Genomic DNA, 21,068 nt, shown 5'->3' with positions numbered 1-21,068 from the left:
AAATTCCTTGCAAACCGAGCGGCATCCACAAAAGAAGATTCGTTCACGGCTCGGGAAACCGGACGCCGTCGAGGTCATCCATGGCGGCGTCACGCGGGAGGAGCGTCGCAAGGTTGTCGAGCGTTTCATGCAGGATCGGGACATGCTGGTCCTGATCGCGAACGATGCTGCAGGAGAAGGCGTAAATCTTCAGCGCGGCCATCTTATGGTCAACTACGACCTGCCGTGGAACCCGAACAAGATCGAGCAACGGTTCGGCCGCATTCACCGGATCGGCCAGACCGAGGTCTGCCACCTCTGGAACCTCGTCGCCGCTGATACCCGTGAAGGCGAGGTATATGCGCGCCTCCTTGAGAAGCTCGAAGCGGCGCGGGAGGCCTTGGGTGGTCGCGTCTACGACGTCCTGGGTGAACTGTTCGAGGGAACGGCGCTGCGCGATCTGCTCGTGCAGGCTATCCAGTATGGCGAGCAGGAAGACGTGAAGGCCAAGCTGTTCCAGGCGGTCGATGGCGCAGTTGATCAACAGCATCTCCTGGATCTGCTTCAGCGCCGACAGCTGACCAACGACACGATGCCTGCGACCCGCGTGCATGAGTTGCGGATCGAGATGGAACGGGCCGAGGCGCAGCGTCTCCAGCCCCATCACATCCAGAGCTTCTTTGTCGAGGCGTTCAAGCACATCGGTGGCCAGATCAAGCGCCGCGAGGAAGGGCGTTGGGAAATCACGCATGTACCGCTCAGCATCCGCGAGCGCGATCGCCAGATCGGCAGCGGCGCACCGATCCAGAAGAAGTATGAGCGGATCTGCTTCGAGAAGAGCAAGATCAACCAGCAGCCTGTCGCGGCCTTTGTCTGCCCGGGCCACCCGCTGCTCGAGGCCGTGATCAGCCTTGTACGTGAACAGTACGACCACCTCATGAAACGCGGGGCGATCCTGGTCGATGACACCGATCCGGGCGAGGAGATTGCGGCGCTGTTCCTGCTCGAGCACAGCGTTCAGGACGGTCGCCCCACGGCGACGGGCAAGCCTCACATCGTCTCAGAGCGTCTCCAGTTCGCCGCAATCGACCGGAACGGCGCCGCGACCAACGCCGGCATCGCACCCCACCTGAACCTGCGCCCGGCGCGCCCCGAAGAGATCGCGCGCGTCGAGGATCTGCTGCAGGCCGACTGGCTGCGCACGGACCTCGAAAAGACCGCCGTCCGCTTCGCCACCGTCGAACTTGCCCAGAAGCACGTCGCAGAGGTCAAGGCGCGCCGCATCCCCGAGATCGACAAGGTCGAGCAGGAGGTGAAGGCGCGGCTCAAGAAGGAGATCAACTACTGGGACGCGCGCGCCTTCGAGTTGAAGGAGGAAGAACGCGCCGGCAAGAAGACCCGCCTCAACTGGCAGAACGCCCAGCGGCGGGCCGAAGAACTGGCCGAGCGCCTGAAACGCCGGCTGGAGGCGCTCGACCAGGAACGCTTCATCTCGGCGCAGCCGCCCCGCGTGCGCGGAGGCATGGTCGTCATTCCGCGCGGCCTGCTGATTTCGCGCGCGCCAGCGGACGAACGCGCGGCGACCGCGAACGGCTTCTCAGAGGATCCGGTCGCCCGGCGCAAGATCGAGATCGCGGCGATGGACGCGGTCATGGCCGTCGAGCGCGCGTTGGGGAATGCACCCACCGACGTCTCCGCTCAGAAGGTCGGCTACGACATCGCCTCCTACGACCCCAAGGCTGACCATCTGCGCTTCATCGAGGTCAAGGGCCGGATCGATGGCGCCGATACGGTGATGATCACCCGGCAGGAGGTCATCACCTCGCTCCACGAGCCCGACAAGTTCATCCTGGCGATCGTCCACGTCGAGAACGGCTTCGCCCGCGAGCCGCGCTATGTCCGCGGCGCACTCGACACACGCGAGCCGCCCTTCGAGCACAACGCCATTCAGTTCAGCATCAAGAGCCTGCTCGCGCGGGCGGAGGTTCCGCGATGAGAGGATTGATTTCATGAGAATTGCACTGCGAACCGAGCGCGCAGAACAGATCATCGCTGAACGGTATCCAGGGGCAAGCAAGCCACTGACCAAGACGACCAGCGTCCGTTTCCCGCATGACGCAGCGTCGTGGCGAACAAACCCGAAGCCTGAACGAGGAGATATGGCCCGCAAGTTCGCCGCGGTGCCATTCTATCTCGAACTCGCCCTGCACTCCCCGGAAGCGCTACCGGAACACAGCTTTCCCGCCGTCTTTGACCTCGCTGATGGTCAACGCCGCTTTCCAGACAAGGGGTTGATAAAGACACTTTTGGACCAAGGTCTGGTCACCGCCCAGATGCTCGGCAATGAGCTGGTATTCGTCCTAACAGCGTCCGGCCGGACGACATTTCTCGGTGAGCAAGCATGACCCAAACCTACAAGAAGAAACTCATTGAAGTCGCCATTCCGCTGGAAGCGATCAACGCGGCCTCGGCGCGGGAGAAGTCGATCCGGCATGGGCATCCCTCGACCCTGCACCTGTGGTGGGCGCGGCGGCCGTTGGCGGCGTGTCGGGCGGTGCTGTTCGCGCAGCTGGTGGACGATCCCTCGTCGCGGGTGGACGAGCTGATGGCCGATCCCGGCTTGCGCGCGCGGGCGGAGGCGGAGCTGCCCGCGCGGGTGGCGGCTTGGGAGAAGAGCAAGGCCTCGGCGCAGGGGGCGGCGGCGAACGCGCCGGAGCCGACGCTGGAGGATGTGGCGGTCGAGATCGAGCGCAAGCGGCTCTTCGCCATCATCGAGGAGCTGGTGAAGTGGGAGAACTCGACCAACGAGGAGGTGCTCGAACGCGCGCGGGCCGAGATCCGGCGCAGCTGCGGCGGCGTGCTGCCCCCGGTCTATGACCCGTTCTCGGGCGGCGGGTCGATCCCGCTCGAGGCGCAGCGGCTGGGCCTGCCCGCCTATGGGTCCGACCTGAACCCGGTGGCGGTGATGATCGGCAAGGCGATGATCGAGATCCCGCCGAAGTTCAAGGACATGCCCCCCATCCACCCCGGCATCAAGGAGCGGTCGTTCTACCGCAATGCCGAAGGGCTGGCCGAGGACGTGAAATACTATGGCGAATGGATGCGCGAGAAGGCGTGGGAGCGCATCGGGCATCTCTATCCGCAGGTTGACCTGCCGAAGGAGTACGGCGGCGGCAAGGCGACAGTGATCGCCTGGATCTGGGCGCGGACGGTGCCGAGCCCGGACCCGGCGTTTGCGGATGTGCAAGTGCCGTTGGTTTCGAGTTTCCTCCTCAGCTCCAAGAAGGGACAGGAGGTGTGGATCCAGCCGCTGGTGGACCGGCAGGCCAGGACCATCCGCTACTGCATCCGCCGCGGCGGGACGAAGGCGGAAATCGCTCAGGCCGCGCTTGGCACGACAGCGGGAAAACGCCAAGCTTTTCGGTGCCTTATGTCAGATGCGGCGATTCCCTATGATCATATCCGCAAGGCGGGAAAGTCTGGTCGAATGGACCAGACGCTCATCGCCATCGTCGCCGAGGGCAGCCGTGGCAGGGCATACGTGGAGACGTTGGAAGACCACGCTCGGATCGCTTTGTCGGCCAAGCCGGCATGGAAGCCGGAGGCGCGGCTTCCCGACAATCCGCGCGACTTCAAGACGCCGAACTACGGCATGGAAACCTTCGGCGATCTGTTCACCGACCGGCAGCTGGTGGCACTGAACACGTTCAGCGATCTGGTGCACGAGGCGCGGGCAGAGATCGAGAAGGACGCGCTTGCCGCCGGCCTCTCCCCCGACCCCACCCCCCTGCGCGACGGCGGCACCGGCGCCAAGGCCTACGCCGAGGCAGTGAGCGTGTATCTGGCGTTTGCTGCGGATCGCGCAGCAGATGCCTGGAGTGCTCAAGTCAGTTGGCGTAACTCGGTTGAAGCATCCCGCAGCACGTTCGCTCGGCAGGCGTTGCCTATGGTTTGGGATTACGTGGAGCTGAACCCATTCAGTTCAAGCAACGGAAACTGGACCGATGCTTGCGTTGAATGGGTCTACAAGTCGCTTGGCGGAATCATTCCCGCTGCATTCGGGGGGGTGCAACAGGGAGATGCCCAAACAGTTCGTTACCCGGGCCTATCTGTCGTTTCTTCGGATCCACCATATTACGATAACATTGGTTATGCCGATCTCTCAGATTATTTCTTCGTTTGGCTTCGACGACACCTTAAGGAGGCCTACCCGAACCTCATGGCAACTCTAGCAGTCCCAAAGACGGAGGAGCTAGTTGCCACCCCATATCGTCATGGGGGTAAGGACAAAGCGGAGGCGTTCTTCCTCGATGGCATGAAACTTGCGGTTCGAAATATGGCTGAGCAAAGCGACCCTTCGTTTCCCACTGCAATTTATTACGCTTTCAAGCAAAGCGAGATTGACGAAGAAGGGGTTATGTCAACGGGATGGGCGACTTTTGTCCAAGCGATTATCGACGCGGGGTTCGCGGTTCTGGGAACTTGGCCGATGCGGACGGAGAAGCCTGGCCGTATGATTTCCGTGGGCACCAACGCCCTCGCCAATTCTGTCGTCCTCGTCTGCCGCAAGAAGGAAGCCTCGGCCGAGGTCATAACCCGCGCCGAGTTCATCCGCGCGCTCAAGCGCGAACTGCCCCCGGCCATCGCCGAGCTTCAGGCCGCCAACATCGCCCCGGCCGACATGCCGCAATCGGCGATCGGCCCCGGCATGGGCGTCTTCTCGCGCTACAAGGCGGTGCTGGAGGCCGACGACAGCGCGATGACGGTCAAGACCGCGCTGCAGCTGATCAACGCCGAGCTCGACGAATATCTCGGCGGCATCCAGGGCGAGTTCGACGCCGACACCCGTTTTGCCATCACCTGGTTCGAGCAGAACGGCATGGGCAAGGGCGACTATGGCGTGGCCGACAACCTCGCCCGCGCCCGCGGCATCTCGGTCGACAGCGTGAAGCATGCCGGGATCGTCGAAAGTGCTGCCGGCAAAGTGCGGCTGCTGAAGCGCGACGAGCTCGACCCCGACTGGGCGCCCGAGGAGGACGCGCATCTGACCGTCTGGGAATGCCTGCAGCACCTCGTGCGCCTGCACGAGCGGACGGGCCTGTCGCACGACACCGCGGCGCTGCTGAAGCGCTTCGGGCCCCAGGCCGAGGCGGTGAAGGATCTGGCCTACTGTCTCTACGACATCGCCGCCAACAAGCGGCGCGAGGCGTCCGAGGCCACGGTCTACAACGCCTTGATCGCCGACTGGTCCGAGCTGAGCCAGATGGCCGCCACGGTTTCGCTGGAGGGGCGGAACCGGCAAGCACGATTCGAACTGTAAGGATTCCCTCGATGGCCAAATCTACCCGTCAGCATGTGTTCGAGGGCATGGAGCTTCTGCCCGAGGCGCTGATCCCCTTCGTCGAGAAGCGGCTGGAAAGCTCGCTCACGGGCCATTGGCAGGTGCAGGTGGCCGAGAAGCTGTCCCTGCGCCCTGATCCACAGGGCCGGATCGGCTGGGATCAGGCGGCTCTGTTGAACGCGATGGACCGGTTCTGGATGGATGCGTTCAAGCAGGTCCTGGGCCGTGCCGAGCGTTCGATCGTCAACGAGCTGGTCGAGGTGCGCAACAAGCTCTCGCACAACGGCACCTTCACCTATGACGACGCCGAGCGCGCGCTCGACAGCATGCGGCGGCTGATGGAGGCGATCAGCGCCGGCGAGGTCGCGGCCGAACTGGGCAGGATGCGCGACACGATCCTGCGCACAAAGTTCACCGAGCTGCAGCGGAACGAGGAGCGGCGGAAGACAGCGCGGCTGGACATCTCGGTCGAGACGGTGGGCGGGCTCCTGCCGTGGCGCGAGGTGGTCGAGCCGCACCAGGACGTGGCGACCGGAGAGTTCCAGCAGGCAGAGTTCGCGGCCGACCTCGCCAAGGTGCATAACGGCAGCGCGCCGTCCGAGTACCGCAATCCGCGCGAGTTCTTCGCCCGGACCTATCTGACGGACGGTCTGAGCGCCCTGCTGATCGGCGCGGCGAAGCGGCTGGGCGGCGGCGGCGGTGATCCGGTCGTCGAGCTGCAGACGAACTTCGGCGGCGGCAAAACGCACTCGATGCTGGCGCTCTACCACATGGTGAGCGGCACGCCGGTGGAGGATCTGCCGGGGCTCGACCAGCTTCTGTCGCGGAGCGGGTCGACGGTGCCGGGCAAGATCAACCGCGCGGTGCTGGTGGGCACCTCGCGCGGGCCGCAGGACGTGATCTCGCTCGAGGGCGGCCGGAAGATCCGCACGACCTGGGGCGAACTGGCGTGGCAGCTGGGCGGCGCAGAGGCGTTCGACATGCTGGCCGAGAACGACGAGCGCGGGATCGCGCCGGGATCGAACCTGCTGGAGGCGCTGTTCAAGAAGTATTCGCCCGCGCTGATCCTCATCGACGAATGGGTCGCCTACCTGCGCCAGATCTACAAGGTCGAGGGGCTGCCGTCCGGTTCGTTCGACGCGAACCTGTCCTTCGTGCAGTCCCTGACCGAGGCCGTGAAGGCCAGCCCTGGCGTGCTGCTGGTGGCCTCGCTGCCCGCCTCGCAGATCGAGGTTGGCGGCGAAGGCGGTCAGGAAGCGCTGGCGCGTCTGAAGCAGACCTTCAGCCGCGTGGAGTCGTCGTGGCGCCCTGCCAGCCAGGAGGAAAGTTACGAGATTGTCCGTCGCCGCCTGTTCAAGGAGATCCCCGGCGACAAGTTCCATCACCGCGACAACACGCTGAAGCAGTTCGCCAAGCTCTACCGGGAGAATGCGAACGACTTCCCGAACGGCTGCTCCGATGAGGATTATCGGCGGAAGCTGGAGAAGGCCTATCCGATCCATCCAGAGCTGTTCGACCAGCTCTATACCAGCTGGGGCTCGCTCGAGAAATTCCAACGCACACGGGGCGTGCTGCGCCTGATGGCACAGGTGATCCACGAACTGTGGATGGGCAACGATCCCTCGGTGATGATCATGCCCGGCAGCGTTGCAATCAGCTCGGCGCGCGTCGAGCCCGAGCTGCTGCACTACCTCGACTCCAGCTGGCAATCGATCATCGCGGGTGACGTCGATGGCGTGACCTCGACGCCGTACAAGATCGATCAGTCAGCCCCCAACCTGAACCGGTACTCGGCGACGCGCCGCGTTGCGCGCGCAGTGTTCATGGGAACGGCCCCGACGCATGGTCAGGAGAACAAAGGGCTCGACGACAAGCAGATCAACCTTGGCGTCGTCCAACCCGGCGAACGTCCGGCGATCTTTGGCGACGCCCTGCGCCGCCTCGCGAACCAGGCCAAGTTCATGCACAGCGACCTTGGCCGGTACTGGTACTCGATGTCCGCCAGCCTCAACAGACTGGCCGCCGACCGCGCCGCGCAATTCGAGGAAGCGCTGGTCCTTCATGAGATCGACAAGGCGCTCGGCAGCTACATCAACGGCGTTGCGGATCGCGGCCACTTCGACACCGTTCAGGTCGCCCCTGGCAGCTCGGCCGATATCCCCGACGAGCCCGGCGGTGTCCGCGCGGTGGTTCTCGGCGTGGCGCATCCTCACACCGGTCGGGACGGATCAGAGGCTCTGGCGGAAGCCAAGGACATCATGATGCAGCGCGGCAGCACGCCTCGCGTTTACCGCAACATGCTGGTTTTCCTTGCCGCCGAACAGCGGCAGCTGGACAATCTGAAGGCGGCCCAGCGTGCGGCTCTGGCATGGGCCGAGATCGTTCGGGAGACGAAACGTCTCAACCTGACGCAGAGCGACAGCGCTCTCGCCGAAGCCAAGCTTAAAGAGGCAAGCGAGACGCTGAAAACGCGGATGAAGGAAGCCTGGTGCTATCTGATCTACCCGGTTCAGGAGAGCGCCCAATCCGACGTGGAGTGGATGTCAGCCAAGGTTCCGGCGCAGGACGGGCTACTCGCTCGCGCCAGCAAGAAACTGGTCAGCGATCAGGGAATTTGGCCCGAGCTTGGCCCGGATAACCTGAATCGTCAGCTCGAGAAATACATCTGGAACGGCAAGCCGCACCTGCATCTCAAGGATTTGTGGGAGTATCTGAACCGGTACACGTACCTCCCCCGGGTCAAGAACAGATCTGTTCTTTCAAAGGCGGTGCACGCGGCGGTTAGCGGCATGCTTCCGGGCCCATTTGCTTACGCAGAGCGTTGGGACGAGTCGAAAGGAGCCTATGTCGGCCTCGCAATTTCCGGCGCGTCGAGCACGCAAGTCGTCATCGACAGTGAGTCTGTCATAATCAAGCCGGAGGTGGCGGAACAGCACCGGCAGAAGCAAACAGCGGCCGCGCAGGCGACTGGTCCCGCACCTGCCATTACCCCCGGGCCAGGTGCACCAACTCCGCCCGCTCCAGGGACGCCTCTTGGCACCCCGCCTGAGCAGCGGCCCACTCGTTTCCATGGGACAGTGATGATTTCGCCCGAGAGACCAGCACGCGATATACACCAGATCGTCGAAGCCATCATCGAGCAGCTGACGACGCTGCAGGGTGCCGATGTCTCTATCAAGCTCGAGATCGATGCGGAGGTGCCTGGTGGTCTCGACCGAGCGAAAGTGCGGACCTTGGTGGAGAACGCAACCACACTCGGGTTCGTCGACAAGTTGGTGAAGTGAAAGGATGTCCTTCCGCTTCTGGCGCCGCATCCGGATTGCTCCCGGGGTCACGCTGAACCTGTCCAAATCGACGGCGTCGCTGTCCTTCGGCCCGCGCGGCGCGAAATACACCGTCAGCCCGCGCGGCAACCGGGTCACGGCCGGTTTGCCGGGGACGGGCCTCTTCTACACCGTGCACGAGCCACGCCGCCCGTCAGCCGCCAATGCGCCGAGGGTCGCCCCGCGCGACCGGCTGATTCTCGGGTTTTTCCAGCGGCTGTTCACGCCTGCGGATGAGCGCGCGCTGGTCGACGGGCTGAAGGCGCTGAATGCGGGCGACGAGGGGGCCGCGCTTCAGGAGTTCGAGAAGGCCGCCAGCCTGCCCGATGCGGCCTGGATGGCGGGCATGCTGCGGCTCCGGCGAGAGGAATTCGCGCCCGCGCGGCGTCATCTGGAGGCCGCGCTGGGTGGGCTCGACCGGCTTGGGGGCCTTCTGGAGAAATACGGGGTTGCCGCGCAGTTGACCTTTCCGGTAACGCCCGAGGTCGATGCCCATGCCCGCCCCTGCGAGCGCGGCACGCTGCTTGCGCTGGTGGAGATCGCGCAGCTCACCGGGGACCGCGCAGCCGCGCTGCGCCATGTCGAGCAGCTGCTGGTTATCGAGCCGGCTGATCCGGTTGTGCTGCTGTCCTTCGAGGAACTGACCCTCGAGGGCGACGCGGACCGCGGGCAGCTGGAACGGGTCGTCGCCCTGACTGCCGGGATAGCGAACGAGACGCCGGTAGAAACGGCACTCCTGCTCTACCGGGGCCGCGCGCTTGCCCGGCTCGGGCTGCATGACGCCGCGATCGACGTGCTCACGCTCGCGCTGCGCCGCCGCAAGGACCGTGCCGACACCCTCCTGCGCCAGCTGCGCTACGAGCGCGCGGTGCTTTATGACCAGGTGGGCCGCAGGACGCAGGCCCGGCGCGAGCTGGAAAGGGTCTATGCCGAGGATCCGGGGTTCGAGGACGTGCGCGAACGTCTGGGGTTCTCGTGAGGCCTCAGTAATCCGTTTCGACGTAGACGCCGGAGCAGTCGTAGGCGACCGCAGCCGCGGTGCTGCCGGTGTTCATGTAGTTGCGGGGGCTCAGGAGCTGGGTGGCGGCGGGGAGGTTGGCGGTGATCTCGACCTCGGCGACGGCGCCGGAGACTTCCTCGACGACCCGGACCCAGACGGAAGTCGCGTTGGGGGCGGCGTAGAGGAAGAGCGTCAGGACATTCGTCGGGGCATCGACTGGGAAGCTCGCGCCCAGGTTGACCAGCGTGGGCGCGCCAGAGCCGGAGTTGTGGACGATCTGCCAATTCGCGTGGGTGCCGCGCTGGAAGCCGATGCCGATGGCGTTGACGACCGCGCTCAGGAGCAGCGTGGTGGCCAGCGCGGCGGTGGAGCCCATCAGCCCGAAGAACCCCATGCCGGTGGGCTGCAGCGTCGTCAGCGACAGCCGGTTCACATAAGTGAAGCCGCCGAGACCCTCGGCATTGCCGCGCCAGCAGACCCAGCCGGCCGAGCGTTCCTCGGCCGCGGCATCTACCGTGGCCGCGCTGGTCATCCGCCAGCGGCGCATGGAGGTGGAGAGGTTGGTCGTGGCCAGTGTAGGGGTTGAAGTCGTTCCGACAGCGGTCCGCGGCATGCCATTGGCGTTGACGGTGGTGCTGGTCGAGGGAGCCCATGTGGCTATCCGGTTCACCCCGAAATGCGGCTGCAGCGGAAAGAGCCGCCCCGAGGGGCGCATGACTTCGAGCCAGGCCGACCCCGCCCGGTCGCGGGCGTAGAGATGGATGCGGCCCGCCGGCGGCGGATCGGGCGGGGTGGCGCGGCCGGGCAGGACCATGGGCTCGGGGAGTTCCACCCGGCCGCTGGCGCGGTCGATGCGGATGGCGTCGAAGAAGGCCGAGCCGTCCGGGCTGACCTTGAAGCCGAAGTCGTCGTTGCCGAGGAGGCCGATCAGCGCCCGCGCCGAGAAGCCGGTCTTGAAGGCGAAGGCCGCGTCGTCGCCGGGGGCGTTCTTGTTGAAGGTCGCCTCGATCCCGTTGCCGGCGTGGTTGAACAGCATCGCGGGCGTGTTGATCGAGAAGCGGTTGAAGGCGTCGGCGGTGGCCCAGCCGAGGCCCAACTGCTGGGCCGTCAGGTTCGCCTGGGGCATGGCGACCTGTGTGACGCTGTTGGCGAAGGTCACGGTGGGCGTGTTGATCACGGTGGTCCCGCCCGCGCCAGCGGTGGCCGAGCCGATGTTGACCACGGTGTTCGACCCGGACGCACCGCCGGTGCCGAGGTTCACGGTCTTGGTGGTGCCGTTGGTGGTCGCCCCGGTCCCGACGCCATAGGTGGCCGTGCCGGTGGAGGTGCCGATGGTCGCCGTCCCCCCGGAGGCGGTCAGCGTGCCGGAGAAGGTCTTGTTGCCCGAGAAGGTCTGCGTGCCCGCAAGGATCGCCAGCTCCGAGGAGGTGTTGGGCAGCGTGTAGGTCCGGATCTGGCCGGTCGAGATCGAGGCCAGCGAGAACACGGCCTTCCTGGTCGGATCGGCGTCGTTCACCAGGCTGAAGACGCTGTCGGGCACATCGCGCGGCTCGCCAACGCTGGCCCAGCTGGAGCCGGACCAGACGAAGAAGGCGCCCTCATCGGCGACCCAGACCAGCCAGCCGGGGCGCGGGACAAGCCGAATCCACGCGCCGTCGACATGGAAGGCCACGTTCAGATCCCAGCCCGCCCAGAGGCCGGTCGAGCCACTGGCGACGAGATGCCGGTCGCCATCGGCGGGGCTGGCGGGCGGCGCGGTGCGGGTGCGGTCCAGCACGGCCAGCTGCACCATGGCGTCGAGCAGGCGCAGCGCCTCGTTGTGGGTGACATGCTTCTGCGCCTGCGCGGCCATGAGATACGGCAGGCCGAGATGGGTGGTCGTGTCGGACATGGTCGATCCTGTGGGGTTCCCGATGCCGGGGATCAGAACTGCAGCGTGACGCTGGCCGGTGCGCCGCGCCCAAGGCGAGCCGAGAGCTGGAAGATGCGGAGCGCGAGCGTGTCGCCGGGGCCGAGCAGCGCGCCCCAGTCGGCGGTCTGCTGGGCGGCGGTGTAGAGAACGGAGGTCGTGCCGCTGGTCAGCACCCGCTTCACGCTTGCGCCGTCGCGGATCTCGACCTCGTAAGCCTCGAGTTCCTCGCCCAGCGGCACCTCGACCTGTTCCCAGGCATCGGCCTCGAGCGCGCGGGAGCGGCGGGTCCAGCGGATCGTCAGGTCGCCGGGGCTGCGGGCCTGCCGCCAAGGCTGTTCGACATGGACCGGGGAGAAAGGGCGCAGCCCGGCACCTGCGGGCGTGAAGGCTTGCGCGACATAGGTTTCGTCGGAGGGCGGCCGCGTGGCCGGGCCCACGCGCCAGTTCCACGGCAGGCCGATGTCCCCCAGCGCGATGGGCAGAGGTGCGAGCGTGCTGTCGAGGACAACGACGCGCGCCTCGGCGGGAGCCGGATTGCCCATGGCGCCTTCCGTGCCGCGCTGGCCGCGCAGGAGGCGGGTCAGCCGATAGCGACCCGGTGCGATCAGCTCGGCCGCGCCCGCCTGGACGATCTCCCAGACGCCGGGCGCACTCTCGACGGCCAGCGCATTGGCCCCGCCGAACAGCGTCAGGTCGATGACGCTCTCCAGCGAGCCGGTGAACAGATCGAGCGTCAGGGCATTGCCGAGATCGAAGCGCGAGACCGGGCCCGGCCAGAGGTCGAAGGCCAGCACCCCCATCCGCGCCCGGGCGGGCACGGTGGTCAGAAGCTCGAACCCGTCGCTGCCGGGGCTGCGAAAGACTGCGAGCTCGCCCGGCCATGGCCGCGCATGGGCGGCGAGGAAGGGCCGGTGCGCGGGTTGGTCCTCGGTCAGCTGCGGCAGGTCGAGGAAGGCGACGTCCGGCGCCACCAGCACCAGCGGGCGCGCAAGCGAGGCGGGACGTGGATCGCCCGGCGGCAGATCGTAGGCGGCACGGTCCTGGCGGATCGCCTCGATGCCCCTCGCCTCGGCATCGGCGGTGGACAGGAGCCGGAAGTCGAGGCTGCGCCCGTCGTGCACAAGCCGGATCACATCGGCCGGATCGAGCGCGAGGCGCGAGGGCGGCAGGCGGAAGCTCGCGGTCTCGCGGCCGATCCAGGCTTCCATCAGCGCGCGGCGGCAGCGGCGCTCGGCCTCCTCGGGCGCGACGGCCATCGGGAAGGCCTCGGAAGCGATACGGCTCGCCGACACCGTGATCCGCTGCGCCTCGACCTGTGCGGCGTCGTAATCCTCGTCGGCCCGGNCCGTGATCCGCTGCGCCTCGACCTGTGCGGCGTCGTAATCCTCGTCGGCCCGGGCGACCTGCCACTTCAGGGCCTGGGGCAGTTCGGTCTCCTGACCTCTCGTCAGTTCGAAAGCCTCGCCTTCCCGGCTGGCGACCAGATCATCCACCGTGAGCGTCAGGCTGGATGCCCGCCCACGCATGACGAAGCGGATCGCGCCCTCCGTTTCGATGGCGTCGAACCCGAAGTGGCGGGCCAGCGTGGAAATCGACGCGCGGGGGCTTTCCAGCGCCCCGATCACATAGCCCTCGACAGCACCCCAGAGGCCAGAGACGTCGATCAGGCTTTCCGCCAGCCCGGCGCGCAGGCAGAGGTGGCGCACGAGGGCGGCCAGCGACACCGCGCCCAGCCTGCCCGTCTGCCAGTGACCGAGCCGCCAGTTCGGGCCGTCCGTCCAGACACCTTCGAGTGCTGGGAAGAACGGATAGGGCCGCGCGTCCCAGGTCCAGGCGGCGCATTCGGGGACGTGCACCATCCGGCCGCCGTAGATGGAGGACAGGGGGTTGTTCGCGGCCTCGCCCCACCAGAGATAGGTCGCCTCGAGATAGGCGCGCTGGATCGCGTCGTCGCGCCAGCCGCGGGAGAACCAGGGCGTGAAACTCTCGGAGGACTTCGGGTCGAAGAAGACGTTGGGCTGGTTCGTGCCCCGGTCGATGGCGGGACAGCCGAGTTCCGTGAACCAGACGGGCTTCGATTGCGGCACCCACGCAGTGGGCATCCCGCTCTCCACCCCGCTGGGACGGTTGAAGTGGGGCTCGGACCACCAGGCGCGAAGATCCTTGTAGCGGAAGACCCAAGGCTTGCCTGCGCTGCCGTCCGAAATGGGTGTCCGGATCTGCGCCGAGCGGTCAGCCTCCGAAGCATAGAACCAGTCGAAGCCCTCGCCGCCGGCGATGTTGGCCTGCAGGTATCCTCGGTCATGGATCGCGGGCCAGCCGGCCTGTGCGTCGAGATGGTCGAACCCGTCGCGCCAGTCCGACAGCGGCATGTAGTTGTCGATGCCGATGAAGTCGGTGTTGGCGTCCGCCCAGAGCGGGTCGAGATGGAAGAACACGTCATTGCTGCCATCGCCCGGCTGGTGGCCGAAGTATTCCGACCAGTCGGCGGCGTAGCTGATCTTCGTGCCCGGCCCGAGGATGGAGCGTACGGCCGCGGCGAGATCGCGGAACGCCTGCACAGCCGGATAGCTGCTGGCGCCCGAGCGGATCGTCGTCAGCCCGCGCATCTCCGAGCCGATCAGGAAGGCATCGACGCCCCCGGCAGCGGCGCAGAGATGGGCGTAGTGCAGGATCATCCGGCGCAGACCCCAGTCACCGGCCGGGCCAGTCCAGCTGACCGTCTCGCCCGAGACCGAGAAGTTGGCCGGCGTCGCGGCTCCGAAGAAGCTCGCAACCTGCGTGGCGGCAGTGGCGGTCTTGTCGACCGTGCCCGCGAAGCCCGCTGCCGGAGAACAGGTGATCCGCCCGCGCCAAGGGAATACGGGCTGGCCCGCCTCGGCGGCGTTGTCGCTGTAGGGGTTGGGCAGGCTGTTGCCGGGCGGCACGTCCATCAGGATGAACGGATAGAAGGTGACGCGCAGCCCGCGCGCCTTCATCTCCTGGATCGCCTGCACCACCGCGAAATCCGCAGGCGTGCCGCCATAGACAGGGCGGTCCTCGTCGCCTGCCTCACTCGAACCAGTGGCGTTCGGCAGGCGACCCCGGCTGACCAGATGGGCGGCAGCGCGACCCACGCCGTTCACCGACCAGACGCGGGGGCTCGTGGCTTTCGCCGCCACCTCGACGCCGGGCCTGATCTGGCAGTTGCCCGCCCGCAGGTCGGTGCCGAACCAGGCGACGACGAGGCTGACGCTCTCGACCGCAGGCGCCATGGCTTGCAGCCGATCGAGCGCCACCACGATGTCCGCAGTGTCGGGGAGCGCGTTCAGGTTCTCGGCGGTGGTCGTGCCGCCGCTTGTGCCGCCGAAGGCGCCGCCCGTGGTCTTGCGGATCGCCTGCGTGGCATAGGTGAACTCGCCCGAGGCCGGGATCATGGTGACCGCGCGGGTCAGCCCCTCGGCGGTGTCGGGATCGGCGAGCGGCCGGAAGACCTCGAAGGAGAGCTGCGGGATCCGGTTCCCGAAATCGCCAAGCGGCAGGTCCTCGAACACGACATAGGCCGTGCCACGATAGGCGGGCGTATTGGCCGCGCCCATCTTCGCCGCGATGAACGGGTCCGGCGCCTGCGCCTCGTCGCCGGGGTACCAGCGCATCGTGATGCCGCTCATGTCGAGCGGTTTGCCGTCGGCCCAGATACGGCCGATGCCGGTGATCGGGCCCTCGCAGAGCGCCACGGCGAACGACGCATAGTAGAAATACTCCGTCGTCCGGACCTTGCCGCCGCCACCGCCCTTGCCCCCACCGCGCTGGGTCGTGGTCCGGGTCTCCTCGCGGAAATCCGTGGCCCAGACGATGTTGCCGCCGATCCGCATGCGCCCGTAGAGCCGCGGGATCACGGCGCCCTCGGTCGAGGAGGTGATGCGCAGGCTCTCCAGCCGCGCGCCCTCGATCCTCTGGGTGGGGGCGAGCGAGGAGATGACCCAGCTGTCGATGACCGAGCCCACGGTCGAGCCGATCAGCCCGCCGATGGCCGCACCGGAGAGACCGAGGATCGCGCCACCGAAGCCCATGCCGATGCTGGAGCCGACGACGCCGAGTACGAGGGTGGCCATGTGTGGGTCTCAACGTTGCGGGAACAGGAAGGCGAAGGCGATGCGCCGCCGCCAGGTGGGTGTCAGCGCCTGCTCGATCACGCCGAGCCGCTCATAGGCGTGGAGGAAGGTGTCGGGCCCGGTGAGGATCCCGACATGCTTGGCGATGGCGCGGGGCATCATGCGGAAGAGGATCAGCGCGCCAGGCGGGGTGTCGGTGGGCGCCACCTCGATCATCATGCCCCGCGCGCCCTCGGCCAGCACCTCGCGCGGCCCGATCTCGCCCCAGTCCCGGCTGTAGGGCGGGATCGGGAACGGCTCGGGACCGACCACCTCGCGCCAGACGCCCCGCGCGAGCCCGAGGCAGTCGCAGCCGACGCCCTTCAGGCTCGCCTGGTCGTGGTAGGGTGTGCCCAGCCAGGCGCGGGCAATGGTGATGACAAGCGCCGGATCGGCGGCAGCGCGCGGCGCTGTCACAGCACAGACCCGTCGTGGCCGCCATCGCGCGAGGCGTAGCGCAGGATGGTGTCCTGGCCCGGGATATGCGGGAAGCCCCGGAAACTCGCGACGTTCCCGAACTTCGCGCTGCAGGTGGCCAGCCGCTTGTCGCAGCCCGCGAGGGCGATGAAGCTGTCGCCCTCGCCAATGGCACGCACAGGCGGCTCCAGCAGCGTCAGGATCGCAAGCCCGTCGACCAGATCATGGGCCAGCACCTCGGCCCGCCGTCCCGCATTGGCGCCGGAGGCCCATTCGACCGTGCCATGCGCGAACCAGCCTGCCGCGAAGGCTGACAGGCCCGAGGCCGTGAAGGCCCGGTCGCGCAGCAGGTCGGTGACCGCGCCCGCGCCCCGGAACGCCGCCGCCTCGAGGTTCACGCCGCAGCGGCCGTCGCCCAGCGCGGCGTCGCAGCCCGCCTGGAAGGTCCGTCCGACGGTCTGGCCCAGCACATGGGCGAGGCTGCGCACCTCGGCGACAAAGGCCACCCGCCCGCGCCGGACCTGCCCGATGGCGCCCCGGCGCAGCAGCACGCGCTGGCCGGGATCGGCCCAGTTCGCCCGCCAGAGCTCGACTTCGGCATTGTCCCAGCGGCCGTCGAGGATGTCGGTCTCGGTGATGCGATCCGAGGACAGCACGCCCTCGGCGTCCTGCGCATCGACCGACAGGTCCGAGCCTGCCCGCACCTCGGAGGCGGTGAAGCCGCTCTCGGGCTCGAAGTCGGTCCCTTCGAAGCTCAGCGTCCGGTCGTGATCGGTGAAGCCGAAGGCGACGCCATCGGCGCGCGTGATCCGCCAGCACCAGACCAGCGTCGTGGTGCCCTCAATGAGATGCGCCTGCATCGCCGGAGGAAGGCTCTTCATGCCCCATCCCCCCGCGACGCTGCCACGCAGAGCGCGACGACCATGACGCCGATGATCCCGCCTAGGACCATGCCGATCAGGAACTCAATCACGGCCGTGGAACCCGCGCTCGAGCCGGTCGCGCAGACCGATCAGGCCGAGGCCGAGGGCGATCAGCGCGGCGGGCGATGCGTCGCCGGAGCCCGAGAGCAGCGTGACCAGCCGGGCGATCTCGGCGAGCGGCCCGGTCTCGGGCAGCGCCATGGTGGCGGTGCCAGTGGCAACGGCCATGAGACCGGCCCACCAGGTCAGAGATCGGGGACGGATGTAGCGCATGGGTCAGGCCCTCCGGGTGAGGTTGGCGAAGAGTGCAACCAGCCGGTCGCGCCAGCCGGGTGCGGGGGATGCAGGGGGTAGCGCGGGATCGTGCGAGCGGCCGCCCGCGCGGTCGAGCACGGCCAGAACCTCGGCTTCGCTCAGCCGCGCGATCACACCGCCGAGGCGGCCCTCGGCATCGGCGCTGTAGACGGGGATCGGCCCGGACGGATAGCCGCCGGTCAGAAACAGCGCGCGTTCCTCGGCCCGGCGGCGGACAAGCCCCTCGACCATACGGCCGCCGGCCCGGTTCCAGGCGCGGAAGGCATCCGCCGCCGCCGGCCGGTTGCCCGCATTCAGGTGGCGGACCACGCTCGAGCGCGCGAACGCCTGAGGGCCGATGTTGAAGCACAGGCTCACGAGCGCGTCCCACTCGTGCTGCTTGAGCGGCACCGTCATCGCCTGCCGAACGCCCGCCTCGTAGGGCGCGAGCCGGGCGCGGAAGAGGCAAAAGGTCTCGGGCAGGACGGCGCGCCAGTCGGGCGGCATGCCGCGCGGTAGAAGCCGGGGATTGGGCGCAAGGCCCGAGGTCTCGGCATGGCCGATGCCCCAGGTCCAGACGCCCGCGGCGTCGCGATAGGGTGCAGGCACGATGCCCTCGTGACGCACGAGCGCCACGAGGCCGCGGGGGCTGGTCTGCATGGGGTCACCTCAGGAGCGAGAGGAGGAGGATCAGCCCCGCGACGACGAGGCCGACGCGAAGGCGGTGGGCAAACTGGCGCCCGGGGCTTGGGCTGTCGCAGCGAATGAGGCGCGCGAGGCGCAGGAGCTCAGGCATCGTCCTTGTCCCCCGTCCCCCGCAGGCGCGCGAGCGCGGATCGGCCAGAATTTCCGCGTCCACCGTCTCGGCCCCGTCCCCCGCAGGCGCGCGAGCGCGACCTCGATGAAGGCCGGGCCGAAGACGCCGACGAGATAGGCGGCCGAACCCGCTGCCCCGCCCGCCGCCACCGTCTCGGACGGCAGGTCGAGCCAGCGGGCGACGACGGCCATGGAGAGGCTGCCCATCCCGGCCGCGATGATCCCGCCGAGCAGGATGTGCCGGATCGCGTCGCGCAGGCGCATCCGCGTAGTCAGCGCGTTGGTCGCCCCGCCGAGCGCGCCCCAGGCGGCAAGGATGACCGCGGCGGACGTCAGGACATCGCGGAGCACCCCGAGAATGAAGCTGCCGGTATCGTTCATGCCGTTCGCACTTCGAGGATTGGGAGGTATCGGGCGCGCAGCACGCCGAGGATGGTGAGCGGGGACCGTGGCGCCGGTGGCGCCGCGTAAGCCCCGCGAACGCCGCTGTCGTTCATCTGCGAATCTCGAGAAGCGGGATGGAGGCGATGGAGCCGAGGCGCTCGAGGTCGAGCGTCAAGTCGAGCGTGTCGGTGTCGAAGCGGACCGGCACGTCGAACTCGAAGCCCGCGGTGACGGGGACGCCTGCGCCAGGGGCCGAACCGAAGGTGACGAGGCCGGTGGTGATGTCGACCGACCAGCCCGAGAGCTGTTCGGTTCCGCCCAGCGCGACGCGGACGGTTCCCGCGACGGGCTTGGTGATGGTGCGAGTCCAGGACTGCGCACCGGAAGCGTAGCGCTTCAGGAGCGCGAACGTCGTGCGGACGCCATCGCCGGTGCCGAGCGGCTGGTCGAGCGGCGAGGGCGTGCCCGAGGGCAGGCAGGATTTGTGGTCGGCCCAGTCCTTGAAGCGGAAGCCGTGGAGGCGCCCGTTGCGGGCCTCGAAGAAGGCCACGACGGCGGCCAGATCGTCGGTGCGGCGGATGCCATAGGCGACGTCGTAGCGGCGGCGCGAATTGGACCAGCTGGCGTTGCGCTCCTCGGCCCCGCTCGCCAGTTCGACGATCTGGGTGCGCCGCTCCGGGCCGCCCCGCGCCCCGCGGCTGATCGCATCGGGGAAACGGACTTCATGGAAGGCCATCACATCCCCCTCCGGCCCAGCGACACGGCGCGGGCGATGTCGCTGGCGACCTGCGTGCGGGATTGCCGAAAGCTCTCGGCGTCGCGGGCGTTGATCGTGACATTGACGGTGGACGCGTCCGACTGGCCGAAACCTGCCGCCTCCCGGCGCGAGAGCACCCGTTCCCCGCGTTGCAGGATCGCGGGCACCTCGTCCGGGCGCAGCCCGGCCCAACCGCCGGTGTGCATGCGCGGGGCATTGGCGAAGGCCAGCGCCGGGACCATCCGGCCCGGACCAGGGGCGCCGACCATCCCGCCCGCATGCAGGATGTTCGCAAAGATGCCACCCGCGCCGCCCAGCGCGCCGGAGAGGGCGTTGGCGATGGGGCCGAGGATGAAACGGCGGGCGGCGAGCTTCGCGAGGTCGGCGATCATCGACGTGACCAGATCGCGGAAGTCGAGCTTGCCCGTCTTCACGAAGTCGCCGATGGCGTTCTCGGCGCTCTGGAAAGCCCCGACCAGCGCGCTGCCGATATCGCCGCCGATGTCGCGCGCCTTGGCGGCATAGTCGGCGAGCGCCGCCGTGACGGCCTGCCAGCCGGTCAGGGCCGTGTCCGCGCCTTCTGCCACAGCAGCCCCGGCGTTGCGCGCAGCGCCGCCCGCGCCATCGGCGGCGGTGGCGGTGTCGTTCAGCCCGGCCGCCAGGGCATCGGCCGAGGCGGCAGCATCCGCGAGTGCGGTCTCGGCCTCTGTCCCCGTGCCGGTCACCGCATCCTTCAGCGCCTGCCAGCTGGCCAGCGGCCGACCGGCGGCATCGGCCAGCATGCCTGCCGCTTCGCGATAGCCGTCAGCCCGGGCGCGGGCATCGTCAGCCATGACACCGAGCCCGAGGTCGGGCGGCTCGAGGTAGGTGCGTGCCAGCGCTGCAGAAAAGGCATCTGCCGCCGCAGCACCTGCGGCCGTTGCCGCGCCTTCGAAGGGATTGCCGATGCGGCCCAGTTCCACAGGATCGAGGATGCCGATCCGCACGCCTTCTTCGCCGGTGGCCCATTCCGGCAGCAGCGCAAGGGCCGCGTTCAGCGTCTCGATGAAGCTGTTGATGCGGGTGACAACGCCGTTCAGCATCGCCTCGACGCCCGAGATCAGCCCGTTCGCGGCCTGGAAGGCGAAGTCGCCGATGGCACCCGGCAGACTGCCCCAAATCGCCACGGCGGCGTCGTAGGCTCCCTGGAAGATCGCGGCTGTCCGGTCGCCGAAGCTGACGACGCCTGTGATGGTGCCTTCCAGCGCCGAGAGACCGGCCGCTTTCAGCCCCTCCCATCCGGCCGCCATCCGCGCGAGGGCCGCATCCAGCGACAGACCGATGCGAGACCAGACTTCCTTGGCCAGATCGCCAAGCAGGCGGAACGCTTCACCCACGCCGCCGACACGGGTCACAAGTTGCGAGAACTGATAGACCAGTTCCCCCGCGCCGACGATCAGTGCCCCGATGCCGGTCCGGATCAGCGCCCCGCGCAGGAACACGAGTGCGGTGGCAAGGCCGCGCACCGACAGGGCTGCAGCCGCCATCCCGGCGATCCAGCGCCCGGCCATGACCGCTGCAAGGGTCGCAGCGTAGGTGGCCAGCCGCCCGAGGTTGTCGAATAGCGCTGTGATCGCCTGCCCGATGGGGCCGGTCGCGCGCGCCATCTCGGCGAGCTTGGTCGCGACACCCTCCAGTGCCGGGGCGACGGCCACGGTCAGCCGGTTCACAAGGCCGGTCCAGATCAGGCTGAGCCGCGCGATGGCATCACCTGTCCGCTCGATCTGCGCCGCATCCGCCGCGCTGACCG

Annotated in this window: 14 protein-coding genes; 5 read left to right on the top strand and 9 right to left on the bottom strand. The window is 67.9% G+C overall.

The annotated features are described in order from the left end of the window. The 5 genes from EZM81_RS16980 to EZM81_RS16960 form a co-directional block, all read left to right on the top strand. The coding region (locus tag EZM81_RS16980) for a protein NO VEIN domain-containing protein (RefSeq protein WP_136646568.1) at positions 1 to 1,975 on the top strand (1,975 nt) is incomplete at its 5' end. 13 nt (positions 1,976 to 1,988) lie between these two features. Next, positions 1,989 to 2,384 (top strand): hypothetical protein, encoded by a 396-nt coding sequence (locus EZM81_RS16975; protein WP_136646567.1) that lies wholly within the window; start codon positions 1,989 to 1,991, stop codon positions 2,382 to 2,384. Continuing rightward, entirely contained in the window at positions 2,381 to 5,299 is a 2,919-nt protein-coding gene (locus tag EZM81_RS16970) for a DUF1156 domain-containing protein (RefSeq protein WP_136646566.1), read from the top strand. Before EZM81_RS16975 ends, EZM81_RS16970 begins: the two co-directional genes overlap by 4 nt. An 11-nt stretch (positions 5,300 to 5,310) precedes the next feature. Then, positions 5,311 to 8,604 carry a DUF499 domain-containing protein gene (locus EZM81_RS16965; protein WP_136646565.1) on the top strand — a complete coding sequence of 1,098 codons (3,294 nt, stop codon included), beginning with the start codon at positions 5,311 to 5,313 and terminating at the stop codon, positions 8,602 to 8,604. A 4-nt stretch (positions 8,605 to 8,608) separates the two neighbouring features. Further along, positions 8,609 to 9,622, top strand: a complete 1,014-nt coding sequence (locus EZM81_RS16960) for a DUF4236 domain-containing protein (protein ID WP_136646564.1) — start codon at positions 8,609 to 8,611, stop codon at positions 9,620 to 9,622. 4 nt (positions 9,623 to 9,626) lie between these two features. On the opposite strand, the gene EZM81_RS16955 is transcribed toward EZM81_RS16960, so the two are convergent. From EZM81_RS16955 to EZM81_RS16910, 9 genes are all read right to left on the bottom strand, one after another. Beyond that, the gene (locus EZM81_RS16955; RefSeq protein WP_136646563.1) at positions 9,627 to 11,534 is read right to left on the bottom strand and encodes a DUF2793 domain-containing protein; all 1,908 of its coding nucleotides are present in this window, start codon (positions 11,532 to 11,534) and stop codon (positions 9,627 to 9,629) included. A gap of 32 nt (positions 11,535 to 11,566) precedes the next feature. Beyond that, positions 11,567 to 15,649 (bottom strand): glycoside hydrolase/phage tail family protein, encoded by a 4,083-nt coding sequence (locus EZM81_RS16950; RefSeq protein WP_136646562.1) that lies wholly within the window; start codon positions 15,647 to 15,649, stop codon positions 11,567 to 11,569. Positions 15,650 to 15,658: 9 nt separating this feature from the next. Continuing rightward, positions 15,659 to 16,105: an NlpC/P60 family protein gene (locus EZM81_RS16945; protein ID WP_169052403.1), complete on the bottom strand. Its 447-nt coding sequence runs from the start codon at positions 16,103 to 16,105 to the stop codon at positions 15,659 to 15,661. Further along, a complete protein-coding gene (locus EZM81_RS16940) occupies positions 16,102 to 16,986 on the bottom strand; it encodes a DUF2163 domain-containing protein (protein ID WP_136646561.1) in 885 nt (294 codons plus the stop codon). Before EZM81_RS16940 ends, EZM81_RS16945 begins: the two co-directional genes overlap by 4 nt. A gap of 84 nt (positions 16,987 to 17,070) precedes the next feature. Next, on the bottom strand, positions 17,071 to 17,301 hold the full coding sequence (locus EZM81_RS16930) for a hypothetical protein (RefSeq protein ID WP_136646559.1): 231 nt from the start codon (positions 17,299 to 17,301) through the stop codon (positions 17,071 to 17,073). 3 nt (positions 17,302 to 17,304) lie between these two features. Continuing rightward, positions 17,305 to 17,982 (bottom strand): lysozyme, encoded by a 678-nt coding sequence (locus EZM81_RS16925; protein WP_136646558.1) that lies wholly within the window; start codon positions 17,980 to 17,982, stop codon positions 17,305 to 17,307. A 30-nt stretch (positions 17,983 to 18,012) separates the two neighbouring features. Then, positions 18,013 to 18,519, bottom strand: a complete 507-nt coding sequence (locus EZM81_RS18590) for a hypothetical protein (RefSeq protein WP_248298264.1) — start codon at positions 18,517 to 18,519, stop codon at positions 18,013 to 18,015. A 112-nt stretch (positions 18,520 to 18,631) separates the two neighbouring features. Continuing rightward, positions 18,632 to 19,258 carry a DUF2460 domain-containing protein gene (locus tag EZM81_RS16915; RefSeq protein ID WP_136646557.1) on the bottom strand — a complete coding sequence of 209 codons (627 nt, stop codon included), beginning with the start codon at positions 19,256 to 19,258 and terminating at the stop codon, positions 18,632 to 18,634. Beyond that, positions 19,258 to 21,068: phage tail tape measure C-terminal domain-containing protein (locus EZM81_RS16910; protein ID WP_136646556.1), on the bottom strand; the 1,811-nt coding region annotated here is incomplete at its 5' end. The genes EZM81_RS16910 and EZM81_RS16915, both read right to left, overlap by 1 nt.

Source organism: Tabrizicola sp. YIM 78059 (assembly GCF_004959785.1).
In the GTDB taxonomy this organism is placed as follows: domain Bacteria; phylum Pseudomonadota; class Alphaproteobacteria; order Rhodobacterales; family Rhodobacteraceae; genus Tabrizicola; species Tabrizicola caldifontis.
This window is presented reverse-complemented; position numbering and strand designations above follow the sequence as displayed.